This is a genomic window from Nocardioides sp. GY 10113 (assembly GCF_004919105.1).
Taxonomy (GTDB): domain Bacteria; phylum Actinomycetota; class Actinomycetes; order Propionibacteriales; family Nocardioidaceae; genus Nocardioides.
Genome location: NZ_STGK01000022.1, coordinates 16,310 through 30,622 on the forward strand (window position 1 = coordinate 16,310; position 14,313 = coordinate 30,622).

Below are 14,313 nucleotides of genomic sequence, written 5' to 3' on the forward strand. Positions count from 1 at the left end.
CCGACCCGCGGACGGGCGCCACGGTCAGTCGGCCAGGTCTCCCACCTTCGGCATCACCTCGGCCGCGACCAGGCGGAGGTGGTCGAGGTCGGTCAGGTCGAGGGTCTGCAGGTAGATCCGCTGGGCGCCCTGCTCGGCGTAGCGGCCGATCTTGTCCACGACCTCCTCGGGCGTGCCGGCCAGGCCGTTGACCCGCAGCTCGTCGACCTCCCGGCCGATCGCCGCGGCCCGCCGGGCGATCTCCGCCTCGTCGCTGCCCACGCAGAGCACCAGCGCGTTGGACCAGGTCAGCTCGGCGGGATCGCGCTCGATCGCCTCGCACGCGGCCCGCACCCGGCCGAACTGGAGCGCAGTGGTCTCCAGGTCGACGAACGGCAGGTTGAACTCGTCGGCGTAGCGCGCCGCCAGTGCCGGGGTCTTCTTCGCTCCCAGACCGCCGATCAGCACCGGCGGACCGCCGCGGTGGCCACCCAGCTGGACCGGCTTCGGCAGCGCCGGGGAGTCGGCGAGCTGGTAGTGGGTGCCGTCGAAGTCGTAGGTCTCCCCCACCGGCGTGGCCCACAGGCCGGTGATCAGCTCCAGCTGCTCGGCGTACCGCTCGAAGCGCTCCTTGGTGGACGGGAACGGGATGCCGTACGCCGTGTGCTCCTGGGTGAACCAGCCGGCGCCGATGCCGAACTCGACCCGGCCGCCGCTCATCTGGTCCACCTGGGCCGCCTGGATCGCCAGCACGCCGGGGTGACGGAAGGTCGCCGAGGTCATCATCGTGCCCAGGCGGATCGTGCTGGTCTCTCGAGCCAGCCCGGCCAGCGTCGTCCAGGCGTCGGTGGATCCGGGCAGCCCGTCGCCGCCCATGGTCAGGTAGTGGTCGGATCGGAAGAACGCCCCGAAGCCGAGCTCCTCGGCGGCCAGTGCCACCCGGAGGAGATCGTCGTAGGTGGCTCCCTGCTGGGGTTCGGTGAAGACGCGCAGCTCCATGGGGCCAGCCTTCCAGACCCCTGGTGGCCGGCTGACGTCAGTCGCCGCCGCAGGCGAAGACGCGCTCCCACCAGACCACGGTGAAGCCCTCGCGCGGCTCCCGGCGCACCTCGACCCAGCGCTTCGTGGAGAACTCCGGGTAGTGGGCGTCCCCCTCCGGGGTCATCGGCACCTCGGAGAGGATCTGCTCGTCGGCGTACGGCATCGCCGCCCGGTAGACGTGGCCGCCGCCGCCGATCATCACGTGCTTGTCGGCCGGCGCGCCCGCGAGCAGCTCGTCGGCCAGCGCCAGGGCCGACGGTACGTCGGCGGCGACCCGGACGCCCTCGGCGCTCCACTCGGGGTCGCGGGTCAGCACGATCGTCTGGCGCCCGGGCAGCGGACGACCGATGCCCTCGTGGGTGGTCCGCCCCAGGATCAGGACGTGCCCCATCGTGGTGCTCTTGAAGTGGGCGAAGTCCTCGGGCAGGTGCCACGGGATGTTGCCGTCCGCACCGATCACCCCGTTCTCGGCGAGGGCAGCCACCATCGTGACCCGCCGCCCGGCGGGAGTCGTCATCTCGGTATCCCTCAGACCGCGATCGGGGCCTTGATGCCCGGGTGCGGGTCGTAGCCGTCCACCCGGATGTGCTCGAGGTCGAAGGCGTCGAGCGCGGTCACGGACGGGTCCAGCCACAGCGTCGGCAGCGGCCGCGGCTCGCGGGTCAGCTGCAGCCGGGCCTGCTCGAGGTGGTTGGAGTACAGGTGCGCGTCGCCGAGCGTGTGCACGAAGGTCCCGGGCTCCAGCCCGGTCACCTGGGCGACCATCTGGGTGAGCAGCGCGTAGGAGGCGATGTTGAACGGGACGCCGAGGAAGACGTCGGCCGAGCGCTGGTACAGCTGGCAGCTGAGCTTGCCGTCGGCGACGTAGAACTGGAACAGCGTGTGGCACGGCGCCAGCGCCATCTGCGGGATGTCGGCGACGTTCCAGGCCGAGACGATGTGCCGCCGGCTGTCGGGGTCGCGCCGGATCTGCTCGACGACCTGCGCGATCTGGTCGACGTGACCGCCGTCGGGGGTCGGCCAGGAGCGCCACTGGTAGCCGTAGACCGGCCCGAGGTCGCCGTTCTCGTCGGCCCACTCGTCCCAGATCGAGATGCCGCGGTCCTGCAGCCACTTCACGTTGGTGTCGCCGCGCAGGAACCACAGCAGCTCCCCGAAGACCGAGCGGGTGTGGATCCGCTTGGTCGTCACCAGCGGGAAGCCGTCGGCGAGGTCGAACCGCATCTGGTGGCCGAACACGCTCAGCGTGCCCGTGCCGGTGCGGTCGCCCTTCTCGGCTCCTTCGTCGAGGATCCGGCGGACGAGATCGTGGTAGGCCTGCACGGCCCCAACCCTAGTCGGCGCGACCCCCACCGAGGTCGAGGTGGCCCCGGATGGTCGTGCGCGTCGCGCCTCCGACCCAGATCACGCCGTCCCCGTCGGTCTCGACGTGGACCCGGCCGGTGCGGCCGAGCACCGTCCCCTGCGCCGCGAGGTACGACGAGGGCAGCACGTCCCCGGCGAGCCACTGCGCGAGCGAGGCGTTGAGCGAACCGGTCACCGGGTCCTCGGCCAGGCCCATCGCGGGCTGGCAGAAGGCGCGGACCTCGACCGCGCACTCCGACCCCGGCGGGTAGGGGCCGACCACGCCGACGTCGGCGGGGAGCGCGGCGAAGTCGGGCCGCAGCGCGAGCACCGCGTCGGCGGAGGCGAGCCGGATCCCGGTCCAGCCCGGGCCGTTGTCCACCCAGGCCGACGCCACCACGTCGTCGTGGCCGATTCCGAGGGCGGCCACGATCCGGTCCAGCAGGGCGGGCTCCAACGGACCGGAGCGGACCAGCGGCGGCGCGGCGAAGGCGAGCAGCCCCCGGTGTCGCCGCAGCCGCACCAGCCCGGCGCCGCACTCCTGCACGACGTCGGCCCCGGCGGGGCGACCGCCCGCCTCGAGCCAGGCGTGCGCCGAGCCGAGGGTCGGGTGGCCGGCGAAGGGCAGCTCGTTGCCGGGGGTGAAGATCCGCAGCCGGTAGTCGGCCTCCGGCACGGTCGGCGGCAGCAGGAACGTCGTCTCCGACAGGTTGGTCCAGGCCGCGAAGGCCTGCATCTGCTCGTCGTCCAGGTCAGCGGCGTCGTGGACCACGGCGACCGGGTTGCCGCCGAGCGCGGCGTCGGAGAAGACATCGACCTGGCGGAAGGGCCGGGGTGCCATCACGATCTCGTCCGGGCCGGGCCGCTCACGCCGAGAGCGACATCGGTCCGTAGACCTCGCGCTCACCGTCGAACAGCGTCACCTGGGCGATCCCGGCCGACGCCATCTCCGACCAGGTCTCACCGATCCAGGACTCGGCGTCGGCGCGGGTGGGGAACGCCTGGTCGTACTCGGCGGCCAGCGCCCCCGGCAGGGTGACCGGAGCGCCGGCGGGATCCTCCAGCCGCCAGCGCCAGGGGCGCTCGGCGGGGCTCGGCGGGGCGAACGTGGGCGGCTGCTCGGGAAGGTTCACGCTCCGAGTCTGCACCACGGGCCCGACGCCGCGGGCCGGACGCTGCGGACCCGGTTCAGCCCTTGCGCACCGACGGGTCGACGAACGGCGGCTTGGTCACCTCGAACGTCTCGTGCCGGCCGCGGATGTCGACGGCCACCTCGGCGTCGTCGGGCACCGCGGCGTCGGTCAGCGCCAGCGCGATGCCCTTCTTGAGGGTCGGCGAGAAGGTGCCGGAGGTGATCTTGCCGACCGGGATGCCGTGCAGGTAGACGCCCATCCCCGGACGCGGGATGCCCCTGCCCGAGGCGACCAGGCCGAGCAGCTTGCGACCGGCACCGGCCTCGCGCTCGGCGACGACGACGTCGCGGCCCCAGAACGCCGGCTTCTTCCAGCCGACCGCCCAGCCGAGCCGCGCCTGCACCGGCGTGACGTCGGGCCCGATGTCCTGGCCGTGCAGCGGGTAGCCCATCTCGGTGCGCAGGGTGTCGCGGGCGCCGAGACCGCACGGCACGATGCCGAACCCGGCACCGGCCTCCAGCACCCGGTCCCAGACCTGGGCGGCGACGGCGGCGGGCGCGATCAGCTCGTAGCCGTGCTCGCCGGTGTACCCGGTCCGGCAGACGATCACCTCGGCCCCGTCGACGTCGGCCTCGACGAACGTGAGGTAGTCGTGGCCCACCGGCAGGCCGGCGACCTCCAGGACCGTCTCCGACCGCGGGCCCTGGACCGCGATCACCGCGTAGTCGGCGTGCTCGTTGGTCACCGAGACGCCGGCAGGGGCCGCCGCGAGCAGCCGCGCGTGGACCTCGGCGTTGTTGGCCGCGTTCGGGACCAGCAGCACGTGCTCGGGGTCGCGGTAGTAGCTGAAGATGTCGTCGACGATGCCGCCGGTCTCCTCGTCCAGGCACAGGGTGTACTGCGCCCCGCCGGGACCGATCCGGCCCAGGTCGTTGCTCAGCGTGGCGTTGACGAAGTCCGCCGCGCCCGGGCCGAGCACCACGATCTTGCCGAGGTGGGAGACGTCGAAGACGCCGACGCCGGTGCGCACGGCGGTGTGCTCGGCGACCACGCCGGCGTACTCCAGCGGCATCTGCCAGCCGCCGAACTCGGAGAACTTGGCGCCCAGCGCCACGTGACGGTCGTGCAACGGGGAGTGCAGCAGGTCCATGGCCGGCATCGTATGCGGAGCCGGCTCGCTATCCTGCGGCGGTGACGTCCTTCGCGCTCCGCACCGCCAGTCCTGCCAAGACCCGCGCTGAGGCGGTGGTGGTGGGCGTGCTCCCCGGGCCCGAGCTGGCGCCGGGAGCAGAGGACGTCGCCGAGGCCTACGGGCGCAAGCTGCGCGGACTGCTGGCCACCCTCGGCGTCCAGGGCAAGCCGGGCGAGGTCACCCAGATCCCCACCGGCGGCACGATCCACTCCCCCTTGCTGGTGCTGGTCGGGCTCGGCGCCGACCCCGACGCCAACGCCGTGCGCCGCGCCGCCGGCGCCGCCGCCCGCGCGGTGCCCAACGCCGCCTCCGTCGCTCTCGCGCTGCCCGCCGAGACCCCCGAGCAGGCCGCGGCCGTCGTCGAGGGCTACCGCCTGGGCGCCTACACCTTCACGCGCTACAAGAGCAGCCCGCCGGAGCAGACCGCGCCCGCCGAGCTGGTGCTGCTCTCCCCCGGCGCCCGCCGCAAGGAGGTGGCCTCCGCCGTCGCCGACGCCCAGGTGCTCGCCGACGCCGTCATCGCCACCCGCGACTGGGTCAACACGCCGCCGGGCGACCTGACACCTCCGGTGTTCGCCGACGCGATCGCGGCGGCCTCCGAGGCCACCAACAAGGCCCTGGCCAAGGGCGCCGCGACCGTCTCGGTCGAGGTCCTCGACGAGGAGCGACTGGCCGAGCTGGGCTGCGGCGGGACGCTCGCGGTCGGGCAGGGCTCCCACGCCGCGCCGCGGATCGTCGAGCTGAGCTACGCCCCCGAGGGCGCGACCGCACACGTCGCGCTGGTCGGCAAGGGCATCACCTTCGACTCCGGCGGCCTCTCCATCAAGCCCGCCGGCAGCATGCAGACCATGAAGGAGGACATGGCGGGAGCCGCGGGCGTCGTCCAGGCGACGCTGGCCGCCGCCCGGCTCGGCCTCCCGGTGGCGGTCACCGCCGTCGTCGGCCTGGCGGAGAACATGGTGGCCGGATCGTCGTACCGCCCCGGCGACGTGGTCACCATCTACGGCGGCACGACCGTCGAGATCGCCAACACCGACGCCGAGGGTCGCCTGGTGCTCGCCGACTGCCTCGGCCGGGCTGCCGAGCGCGAGCCCGACGTTCTGGTGGACATGGCCACCCTCACCGGTCACATGGTGATCGCGCTCGGCGACAAGATGGCCGGCGTGCTCGGCGACGACGACGTGGTCGCGGAGGTGCTGGCCGCGGCGAAGTCCGCCGGCGAGGACGCGTGGCCGATGCCGATCCCGGAGTACATGGACTCCCGGATCAAGTCGAGCACGGTCGCCGACCTCGCCCAGCACGACTGGGTCCGCTGGGGCGGTGGGCTGTTCGCCGCCGCCTTCCTGCGCGAGTTCAACCGCGGGGTGCCGTGGGCGCACCTGGACATCGCCGGCCCGACCTTCATCAAGGGCGGACCGAGCGGCCACCTCACGCCCGGCGCCACCGGCTACGGCGTGGCGACGCTGCTGGACCTCCTGCGGACGCGCGCCGCGGCCGGCGCCGCGGCGACCGAGCCCGGGGACGCCGGAGCTACAGCCCCTGCTGCTTCCTGAGCGCCCGCTGCCGCGAGTTGTAGTCCCGCATCCGCTGCGGGACGCCGACGACGGCCGCGTCGTAGGACGGCACCTGGTTGCGGTTGCAGAAGTCGTGGGCCCACTGCACCCCGGGCACCCGCCGTCGGGTCCACTCGCCGTCGTGGGCCACGAGCAGCAGCGTGACCTCGCTGACCGCCGTGCGCGGCTCGACGAAGCCCTCGACGCCGCGCCTGGCGCCGAGCCACTCGCGCAGGTGCTGCTCATCGGTGCGGTCGGCGGCCCGCACGCGGGTGGAACCGGTCCTCGCGGCGTCCTTCGCGGGACCACTCATCCGCGAACCACGGCGGAAACGGTCGAACAAGCCCATGTCCCCAGTGTGCCCGATGCTGCCTGACCTGCGGCCGGCAACGCCCCGAGAGGCACGCCGACGGCTACCCGCGAGTCACCTGGACGTCGCGGACGGGCCGGTGCGCACGCGTGAGCGTGAGGTGCAAGGATGGGCGCCGTGGTCGACGTTCTGATCCTCGGTGCGGGGTCCGGCGGCTACGCCTGCGCACTTCGCGCCGCGCAGCTGGGGATGAGCGTGCGCCTGGTCGAGGAGTCGAAGGTCGGCGGCACCTGCCTCCACGTCGGGTGCATCCCGACGAAGGCACTGCTGCACGCGGCCGAGGTCGCCGACGCGGCGCGCGAGGCCGAGCAGTTCGGCGTCCGCGCCACCCTCGAGGGCATCGACGCGACCGGCGTGGTCGGGTACGCCGATGGCGTCGTCGCCCGCCTGTACCGCGGCCTGACCGGGCTGGTCGCCGCGGCCGGCATCGACGTCGTCACCGGCACCGGCCGGCTGACCGGCCCCCGTGAGGTCACGGTCGACGGCACGGCGTACACCGCCGACCACGTCGTGCTGGCCACCGGCTCCGAGCCGCGCCTGATCCCGGGCATCGAGGTCGACGGCGGGCGGATCATCACCTCCGAGCACGCCCTCCGCCTGGACCGGGTCCCCGCGTCGGTGGTCGTCCTCGGCGGCGGCGTGATCGGCTGCGAGTTCGCCAGCGTGTGGCGCAGCTTCGGCGCCGAGGTGACGGTCGTGGAGGCACTGCCGCGGCTGCTGCCGCCGGAGGACGAGGCCTCGTCCAAGGCGCTGGCGCGCGCCTTCCGCAAGCGCGGGATCGGCATGCGCACCGGGGCGCCGGTCGCCTCCGCCGTGGCGGACGGCGACGGCGTCACCGTGACGCTCGAGGGCGGCGAGGAGCTCCGCGCGGAGATCCTGCTGGTCGCGGTGGGCCGGGGCCCGCGCACCGCCGGCCTCGGCCTCGAGGCGCAGGGCGTCGCACTCGAGCGCGGCTTCGTCACCGTGGACGAGCGACTGCGCACCTCCCTGCCGGGCGTGTGGGCGGTCGGCGACATCGTCCCCGGCCTGCAGCTGGCCCACCGCGGGTTCGCCCAGGGCATCTTCGTCGCCGAGGAGATCGCCGGGCTCACCCCCGCGCCGATCGACGACGCGGGCATCCCGCGGATCACCTACTCCCGCCCCGAGGTCGCCTCGGTCGGCCTCACCGAGGACGCGGCCCGCGACCGGTACGGCGACGCGGTCGCGACGTTCACCTACGACCTGGCCGGCAACGGCCGCAGCCAGATCCTGAAGACCAAGGGCTTCGTGAAGCTGGTCCGGGTCGCCGACGGCCCGGTCGTCGGGCTGCACCTGGTCGGCGACCGCGTCGGCGAGCTGATCGCCGAGGCGCAGCTGATCTACGGCTGGGAGGCGCACCCCGAGGACGTGGCGCCACTCGTCCATGCCCATCCGACCCAGAGCGAGGCGCTCGGCGAGGCCCACCTGGCCCTCGCCGGCAAGCCGCTCCACCACCACGGCTGATCCATCGCCGATCATGAAGAGCCACTGACCGACACCCAGGTCACCTAGTAGTGACAGAAGTACGGCACCATCCGTCCAGAGAAGTTCAGAAGCGAAGACGAGGAATCCATGGCCACCGAAGTCCCCCTCCCGGCACTCGGGGAGTCCGTCACCGAGGGCACCGTCACCCGCTGGCTCAAGCAGGTCGGCGACACCGTCGCCGTCGACGAGCCGCTGCTCGAGGTCTCCACCGACAAGGTGGACACCGAGATCCCCTCGCCGGTGGCCGGAACCCTGCTCGAGATCAAGGCGAACGAGGACGACACCGTCGAGGTCGGCGCCGTGCTCGCGGTCATCGGTGACTCCGACGAGGCCCCCGCCGGCGGCGAGGAGCCCGCAGCCCCGCCGGCCGAGGAGGAGCCCGCGGCCCCGGCCCAGGAGCCCGCGGCCCCGGCCGAGGAGCAGCCGGCCGCCGAGGAGCCCGCCGCGCCCGCCGCACCGGCCTCCGGCGGCGACGCCACCGAGGTCACCCTGCCGGCGCTCGGTGAGTCGGTGACCGAGGGCACCGTGACCCGCTGGCTCAAGCAGGTCGGCGACTCCGTGGCCGTGGACGAGCCGCTGCTCGAGGTCTCCACCGACAAGGTGGACACCGAGATCCCCTCGCCGGTGGCCGGAACCCTGCTCGAGATCAAGGCGAACGAGGACGAGACCGTCGAGGTCGGCGCCGTCCTGGCGATGATCGGAAGCGGCGCGCCCGCCGCCGCGCCGGAGCCCGAGCCCGAGCCCGAGCCGGAGCCCGAGCCGGAGTCCGAGCCGGAGCCCGAGCCGGAGCCCGAGCCGGCTGCCCCCGCGGCCGCGCCGACCCCGCCGCCCGCACCGGCGGCCCCCGCCGCTCCCGCGGCCCCGGCACCCGCCGCCGCGCCCCCGGGCGACGGCGCCGGCTACGTGACCCCGCTGGTCCGCAAGCTCGCGGCCCAGCACGGCGTCGACCTCGCCTCGGTCACCGGTTCCGGCGTCGGCGGCCGGATCCGCAAGCAGGACGTGCTCGACGCCGCGGCCGCCCAGAAGGCCGCCGCGGACGCCGCCCCGGCAGCGAGCGCTCCCGCCGCGACCGCCCCGGCCGCCGCCGCGCCCGCCGCCTCGTCGCCGCTGCGCGGCCAGACGGTCAAGGTCAGCCGCCTTCGCAAGATCATCGCGGACCGGATGGTCGAGTCGCTGCAGACCTCGGCCCAGCTCACCCAGGTCGTGGAGATCGACGTCACCAACGTCGCCCGCCTCCGCGAGTCGGCCAAGGCCGACTTCCTGGCCCGCGAGGGTGTGAAGCTGTCGTACCTGCCGTTCTTCGCCAAGGCCGCGATCGACGCCCTCAAGTCGCACCCGTCGCTGAACGCGACGCTCGACCTCGAGGCCGGTGAGATCACCTACTACGACGTGGAGCACCTGGCGATCGCCGTCGACACCGAGAAGGGCCTGATCACCCCGGTGATCAAGCACGCCGGCGACCTGTCGGTCTCGGGCCTGGCCAAGAAGATCGCCGACACCGCGCAGCGCACCCGGACCAACAAGATCGGTCCGGACGAGCTGTCCGGGGGCACCTTCACGATCACCAACCTCGGCAGCGTGGGCGCCCTCTGGGACACCCCGATCATCAACCAGCCGCAGGTCGCGATCCTCGGTCCGGGCGCGGTCGTCAAGCGCCCCGTGGTGATCGACGACCCGCACCTGGGCGAGACGATCGCGGTCCGCCACATGTGCTACTTCGCACTCACCTACGACCACCGCCTGGTCGACGGCGCGGACGCGGGCCGTTTCCTCCAGGACGTGAAGAAGCGCCTGGAGGCCGGCCAGTTCGAGGTCTGAGCCAGCACCGATCGCCGCGTCGGCAGGGGCTCCCTGCCGACGCGGCGCCGGAATCCGAGAGTCGGCAGGGAGTTTCTGCCGACTCTCGGCGTTTTCGGCGGGCGCGCCCGGGCAGACTCGAGGCATGAGCGAGCTCTCCGTGGTCATCGCCGGCGCGTCCGGCTTCCTCGGCAGCAACCTGCGCGAGGAGCTGGAGCGCCGCGGTCACCGGGTCGTCAGCCTGGTCCGCCGGCCGGCCGCCTCCGACAACGAGTCGACCTGGGACCCCTACGCCGGGGAGCTGGACCGGTCGCTGGTCCGCACCGCCGACGTGGTGGTCAACCTGGCAGGCTCCCCCAACCTCGGCAACCCGCACTCGCGTCGGTGGGCGGAGCGGCACCGCGAGAGCCGGGTGGCGACCACCCGGCTGCTGGCCGAGACCATCGCCGGGGCGAGCACGCCCCCGGCGTTCCTGGCGGGCAACGCGGTCGGATGGTACGGCGACCACGGCGCCGACGAGCTCACCGAGGACGCCGACAGCGCCGGGCAGTCGCTGCTCACCCAGACGTGCCGGGAGTGGCAGGCGGCGACGCTTCCCGCGGCGGAGGCCGGCGCCCGCGTCTGCGTGCTGCGCACCGCTCCGGTGATGGACCGGTCCGCCCCGCCGCTGCCGCAGCTGCGGCTGCTGTTCTCTCTCGGGCTGGGTGGTCGGCTCGGCTCCGGCGACCAGTACATGCCGATGATCAGCCTGCGCGACTGGGTCGGCGCCGTGGCGTTCCTCGCCGAGCACCCGAGCGCGTCCGGCCCGGTCAACCTGTGCTGCGAGCCGACGCCGACCAACCGGGAGTTCACCCGGGCGCTGGCCGAGCTCCTGCACCGCCCGGCCGTTCTCCCGGTGCCGGCCCCGGTGCTGCGGGTGGTCGCGGGCCCCGTCGCGCCGGAGATCCTCGGCTCGGTGCGCACGGTGCCGGCCGCGCTGCGGGAGGCCGGCTACGAGCTGCGCGACCCCTCCGTCGAGGACGTGCTGGCCACCGGCCTGGCCGGTACGTCGTAGGCGCCCGCCAGCAGCCACCGCCCAGCGGGCCGGACGAGCACCAGCCGACGGGTGCTCTCACGGTCGCGCGGCAACCGCACCACGCCGCCCGGACCGACGCCTCGCCCCCGCACCACGCGATCGGTGACCACCACGACCAGGCGCCGCGGCCCGTGCTGGCGCACCTCGATGCCCAGCAGCTGGATCCGCAGGCCCCGCACCCTGACGCCGCGCTCCGCCCAGGCGCCGAGCATCGCGGCGTCCCGCGCCCCGGCGACCGACCCGGGGGCGTAGAGGCTCCCCAGCGCCGCAGCGTCCTGCCGCGCCCACGCCCGAGCGCGGCGCCGGTCCCAGGTGTGGAGCACCCGCAGCGCGACGCCCTCGGGTGTCTCGGCGACCGGGGCGGCATCGACCACCACCGGCACGTCCGGAGTCGCGGCGGGCCGGCCCGCCGGCGTACCGGGCCGGCCGAGGACTCCCCAGGCGAGGACCGCGACGACGGCGCCGACCACGATCATCGAGCGGCGGTCGCCGGCGGCCCTCGGTTGCATGCTCCGGTCCTACGCCGATCCGCCGGCCGGCGCATCCGGTCATCCACAGGCAGGCCGTGCCGAGCCCCGGAGTAGGGTCGGCGCCGTGACGTCGCAGGAGTTCCGGGAGCTGGGTTCGCTCGACTACATGGCCGCGTGGGACCTGCAGCGCGAGATCCACGCAGGCGTCGTCGAGGGCGACCCCGGTGCCGTGCTGCTGCTCGAGCACCCGCCGGTCTTCACCGTCGGCCGACGCACGCTGGAGGCCGAGAAGCCCGTCGACACCGGTGGCGCGCAGGTGATCGACGTGGACCGTGGCGGCAAGATCACCTTCCACGGGCCCGGCCAGCTGGTCGGGTACCCGATCCTCCGGCTTCCCGACCACGTCAAGGTGGTCGACTACGTGCGTCGGATCGAGGAGGCGCTGATCGGGGTCTGCGCCGACTTCGGCGTCGCCACCGCCCGGATCCCCGGCCGCACGGGCGTCTGGCTGCGGGCGGACGACCGCGGCCCGGAGCGCAAGATCGCCGCGATCGGGATCCGAGTCCGCCGCGGCATCGCGATGCACGGCTTCTCGCTCAACTGCGACGTCGACCTGGGCTGGTACGACCGGTTCGTGCCCTGCGGCATCGCCGACGCCGGCGTCACCTCGTTCTCCTCCGAGCTCGGCCGCGACGTCACCGTCGCCGAGGTGATCCCTTCGGTACGGCGCCACCTCGATGACCTGCTGGCCTGGGAGCCCTACGTGCCGACGCCGGACTACGAGCCGCGACCGGACCCGGCCAAGCACCCCCAGGTCACGCTGATCCGCCCCGCCACCGTCGGCTGAGTCACAGGCGACCGACGTCCCGGCGCGTCGCCGGCGCGGAACGTCCGGCATGCTGGATCGTTCCGTCTTCGGGGGACGAGACGCGCACCCCGGACGACGGGGGGCGTGGCATGGCCGAGCTGGTGATCGAGACCGAGGGGCTCCGCAAGGAGTACCACGGGCGGAAGGGACGCCGGGTCGCCGTCGACGGGCTCGACCTGGCGGTCCCCGCGGGCGGCGTGCACGGCTTCCTCGGTCCCAACGGATCGGGCAAGACCACCACCATCCGGATGCTGCTCGGGCTGTCCCGGGCCTCCGGCGGCACCATGCGTCTCTTCGGCGAGGAGGTCCCCCGGCAGCTGCCGTCGGTGATCGACCGGATCGGCGCCGTCGTGGAGTCGCCGAAGTTCTCGCCGAACCTGACCGGGCGCACCAACCTCGAGCTGCTGGCGACCTCGATCGACGCGCCGCGCCGCCAGGTCGACCGCGCGATCGAGACCGTGGGCCTCACCGGCCGCGACGGCGACCGCTTCAAGACCTACTCGCTCGGCATGAAGCAGCGCCTGGCCATCGCGGCGACCCTGCTCAAGGAGCCCGAGCTGCTGATCCTGGACGAGCCGACCAACGGCCTCGACCCCGCCGGCATCCGCGAGATCCGCGACACGATCCGCACCCTGGCCGCGGACGGCGTGACCGTGCTGCTCAGCTCCCACATCCTCGCCGAGGTGCAGCAGGTGTGCACCTCGGCCACCATCATCGGCAAGGGGCGCCTGCTCGCCTCGGGCGCCGTCGAGGATCTTCTCGGGTCCACGGACCGGCACCGGGTGGTCACGACCGACCCGGTCGCTGCCGCCGCCGTGCTGCTGGGAGCGGGCTTCGGCGTGCTGGAGGTCGACGGCGGGCTGGTCGTCGACGCGGCCGAGCCCGCCGCGATCAGCCGGACCCTCGGCGAGGCCGGCATCTGGATCTCCGAGCTCGCCCCCGCCCGGGCCGACCTGGAGACCGTCTTCCTGGACCTCACCCGCGGCGAGGGGCTGGCCGCATGAGCACCTTCTCCCGCGTGCTCCGCGTCGAGCTGATCCGCCTCCGCCGGCGCCGCGCGGTGCTGGTCATCGCCGCGGCGATCCTGCTGGTGCCGCTCGCGATCGGCGGGCTCGTCGCCTGGAACAGCCGGCCGCTGTCGGACGGCGAGCGCGCAGAGGCCGCCGCGCAGGCCCAGCGGGACCTCCAGGAGTGCATCCAGCACCCCCGGAGGTGGGGGGCACCGCGGGCCGCCGACGCGGAGCGGTTCTGCACCAGGAACATCGATCCGAGCCCCGAGTGGTACATCTACCGCCCCACCCTGGACCTCCGGAGCGACCAGACCGAGGGCGGGGCCGCGGCCGCGCTCGTGGTGATCGCCCTGGCGCTGCTGGCCGGCACCACCTTCATCGGCCACGACTGGGCCAGCGGGTCGGTGAGCAACCAGCTGCTCTTCACGCCGCGTCGAGTGCCCGTCTGGCTCGCCAAGGCCGTGGCGCTGGCGGTCACCGCCCTGGCCTGGGCGGCGGTCTCGCTGACGGCGTACTGGCTGCTGCTGGGCGCGGTCGCCGCGCGCCGCGACCTGCCCGTGGGCGACGGAGTGCTGCTCGACTGCCTGCAGATGGGCTGGCGGGCGGCGGTCGTCGCGGCGGGCGCGGCCGTCGGCGGCTACGCCCTGACGATGCTGCTGCGCAGCACCGTCGGCGCGCTCGGGGTGATCGCGGCGGTCGCGGTCGCGGGCGGGATCGTGCTGGCCGCGACCGGGTTCAGCGGGGCGCTCAACCCGGCGACCAACGTGGACGCCGTCCTGCGCGACGGGACCCGGTACTGGGTGGACCTGCCCTGCGGCTCCCCCGAGGACGTCGACAACAACTGCGGCCGCGAGGAGCTGCGCACCCTGGGCCAGGGCGCCGGGTACCTGGGGAGCGGCCTCGTCGTGGTGGCCCTCGGATCGGTGTGGTCCTTCCGCCGTCGCGACGTGCCGTGATCGGCCGGTGCCGAATCGGACG

15 protein-coding genes are annotated in these 14,313 nt (G+C 74.0%); 7 read left to right on the forward strand and 8 right to left on the reverse strand.

All coding sequences use genetic code 11. The annotated features are described in order from the left end of the window. Positions 1–24: 24 nt before the first annotated feature. From E8D34_RS19575 to gcvT, 6 genes are read right to left on the reverse strand one after another with little or no spacing between them, the layout of a single operon-like run. A complete protein-coding gene (locus tag E8D34_RS19575) occupies positions 25–978 on the reverse strand; it encodes an LLM class F420-dependent oxidoreductase (RefSeq protein WP_136596281.1) in 954 nt (317 codons plus the stop codon). Positions 979–1,015: 37 nt separating this feature from the next. Continuing rightward, positions 1,016–1,537, reverse strand: coding sequence for a dihydrofolate reductase (locus E8D34_RS19580; RefSeq protein WP_136596282.1), 522 nt, complete (start codon positions 1,535–1,537; stop codon positions 1,016–1,018). Positions 1,538–1,548: 11 nt separating this feature from the next. Continuing rightward, positions 1,549–2,343 carry a thymidylate synthase gene (locus tag E8D34_RS19585; RefSeq protein ID WP_136596283.1) on the reverse strand — a complete coding sequence of 265 codons (795 nt, stop codon included), beginning with the start codon at positions 2,341–2,343 and terminating at the stop codon, positions 1,549–1,551. 10 nt (positions 2,344–2,353) lie between these two features. Continuing rightward, positions 2,354–3,205, reverse strand: coding sequence for a PhzF family phenazine biosynthesis protein (locus E8D34_RS19590; RefSeq protein WP_136596284.1), 852 nt, complete (start codon positions 3,203–3,205; stop codon positions 2,354–2,356). A gap of 25 nt (positions 3,206–3,230) precedes the next feature. Continuing rightward, the gene (locus E8D34_RS19595; RefSeq protein ID WP_206056811.1) at positions 3,231–3,497 is read right to left on the reverse strand and encodes a hypothetical protein; all 267 of its coding nucleotides are present in this window, start codon (positions 3,495–3,497) and stop codon (positions 3,231–3,233) included. A gap of 55 nt (positions 3,498–3,552) precedes the next feature. Next, positions 3,553–4,647: a glycine cleavage system aminomethyltransferase GcvT gene (gene gcvT, locus E8D34_RS19600; protein WP_240771470.1), complete on the reverse strand. Its 1,095-nt coding sequence runs from the start codon at positions 4,645–4,647 to the stop codon at positions 3,553–3,555. Between the two features lie 41 nt (positions 4,648–4,688). On the opposite strand from gcvT, the gene E8D34_RS19605 reads away from it, so the two are divergent. Further along, a complete protein-coding gene (locus E8D34_RS19605) occupies positions 4,689–6,242 on the forward strand; it encodes a leucyl aminopeptidase (protein WP_136596286.1) in 1,554 nt (517 codons plus the stop codon). Here the strand turns inward: E8D34_RS19605 and E8D34_RS19610 are convergent. Further along, positions 6,220–6,555 carry a hypothetical protein gene (locus E8D34_RS19610; protein WP_136596287.1) on the reverse strand — a complete coding sequence of 112 codons (336 nt, stop codon included), beginning with the start codon at positions 6,553–6,555 and terminating at the stop codon, positions 6,220–6,222. The genes E8D34_RS19605 and E8D34_RS19610 overlap by 23 nt on opposite strands. Before the next feature lie 165 nt (positions 6,556–6,720). Between E8D34_RS19610 and lpdA the strand changes: the two genes are divergently transcribed. The 3 genes from lpdA to E8D34_RS19625 all read left to right on the forward strand — a co-directional run bounded on the left by lpdA (position 6,721) and on the right by E8D34_RS19625 (position 10,966). Further along, the gene (lpdA, locus tag E8D34_RS19615; protein WP_136596288.1) at positions 6,721–8,094 is read left to right on the forward strand and encodes a dihydrolipoyl dehydrogenase; all 1,374 of its coding nucleotides are present in this window, start codon (positions 6,721–6,723) and stop codon (positions 8,092–8,094) included. Between the two features lie 108 nt (positions 8,095–8,202). Next, a complete protein-coding gene (gene sucB, locus E8D34_RS19620) occupies positions 8,203–9,933 on the forward strand; it encodes a 2-oxoglutarate dehydrogenase, E2 component, dihydrolipoamide succinyltransferase (RefSeq protein WP_136596289.1) in 1,731 nt (576 codons plus the stop codon). A 124-nt stretch (positions 9,934–10,057) separates the two neighbouring features. After that, entirely contained in the window at positions 10,058–10,966 is a 909-nt protein-coding gene (locus E8D34_RS19625; protein WP_136596290.1) for a TIGR01777 family oxidoreductase, read from the forward strand. Here the strand turns inward: E8D34_RS19625 and E8D34_RS19630 are convergent. After that, positions 10,903–11,496: a hypothetical protein gene (locus E8D34_RS19630; RefSeq protein WP_136596291.1), complete on the reverse strand. Its 594-nt coding sequence runs from the start codon at positions 11,494–11,496 to the stop codon at positions 10,903–10,905. The two genes, E8D34_RS19625 and E8D34_RS19630, sit on opposite strands and share 64 nt — an antisense overlap. An 85-nt stretch (positions 11,497–11,581) precedes the next feature. Between E8D34_RS19630 and lipB the strand changes: the two genes are divergently transcribed. The 3 genes from lipB to E8D34_RS19645 all read left to right on the forward strand — a co-directional run bounded on the left by lipB (position 11,582) and on the right by E8D34_RS19645 (position 14,291). After that, positions 11,582–12,304, forward strand: coding sequence for a lipoyl(octanoyl) transferase LipB (lipB, locus tag E8D34_RS19635; RefSeq protein ID WP_240771472.1), 723 nt, complete (start codon positions 11,582–11,584; stop codon positions 12,302–12,304). 110 nt (positions 12,305–12,414) lie between these two features. Further along, positions 12,415–13,329, forward strand: a complete 915-nt coding sequence (locus E8D34_RS19640) for an ABC transporter ATP-binding protein (RefSeq protein WP_136596293.1) — start codon at positions 12,415–12,417, stop codon at positions 13,327–13,329. Further along, the gene (locus E8D34_RS19645; RefSeq protein WP_136596294.1) at positions 13,326–14,291 is read left to right on the forward strand and encodes an ABC transporter permease subunit; all 966 of its coding nucleotides are present in this window, start codon (positions 13,326–13,328) and stop codon (positions 14,289–14,291) included. Before E8D34_RS19640 ends, E8D34_RS19645 begins: the two co-directional genes overlap by 4 nt. Positions 14,292–14,313: the final 22 nt, after the last annotated feature.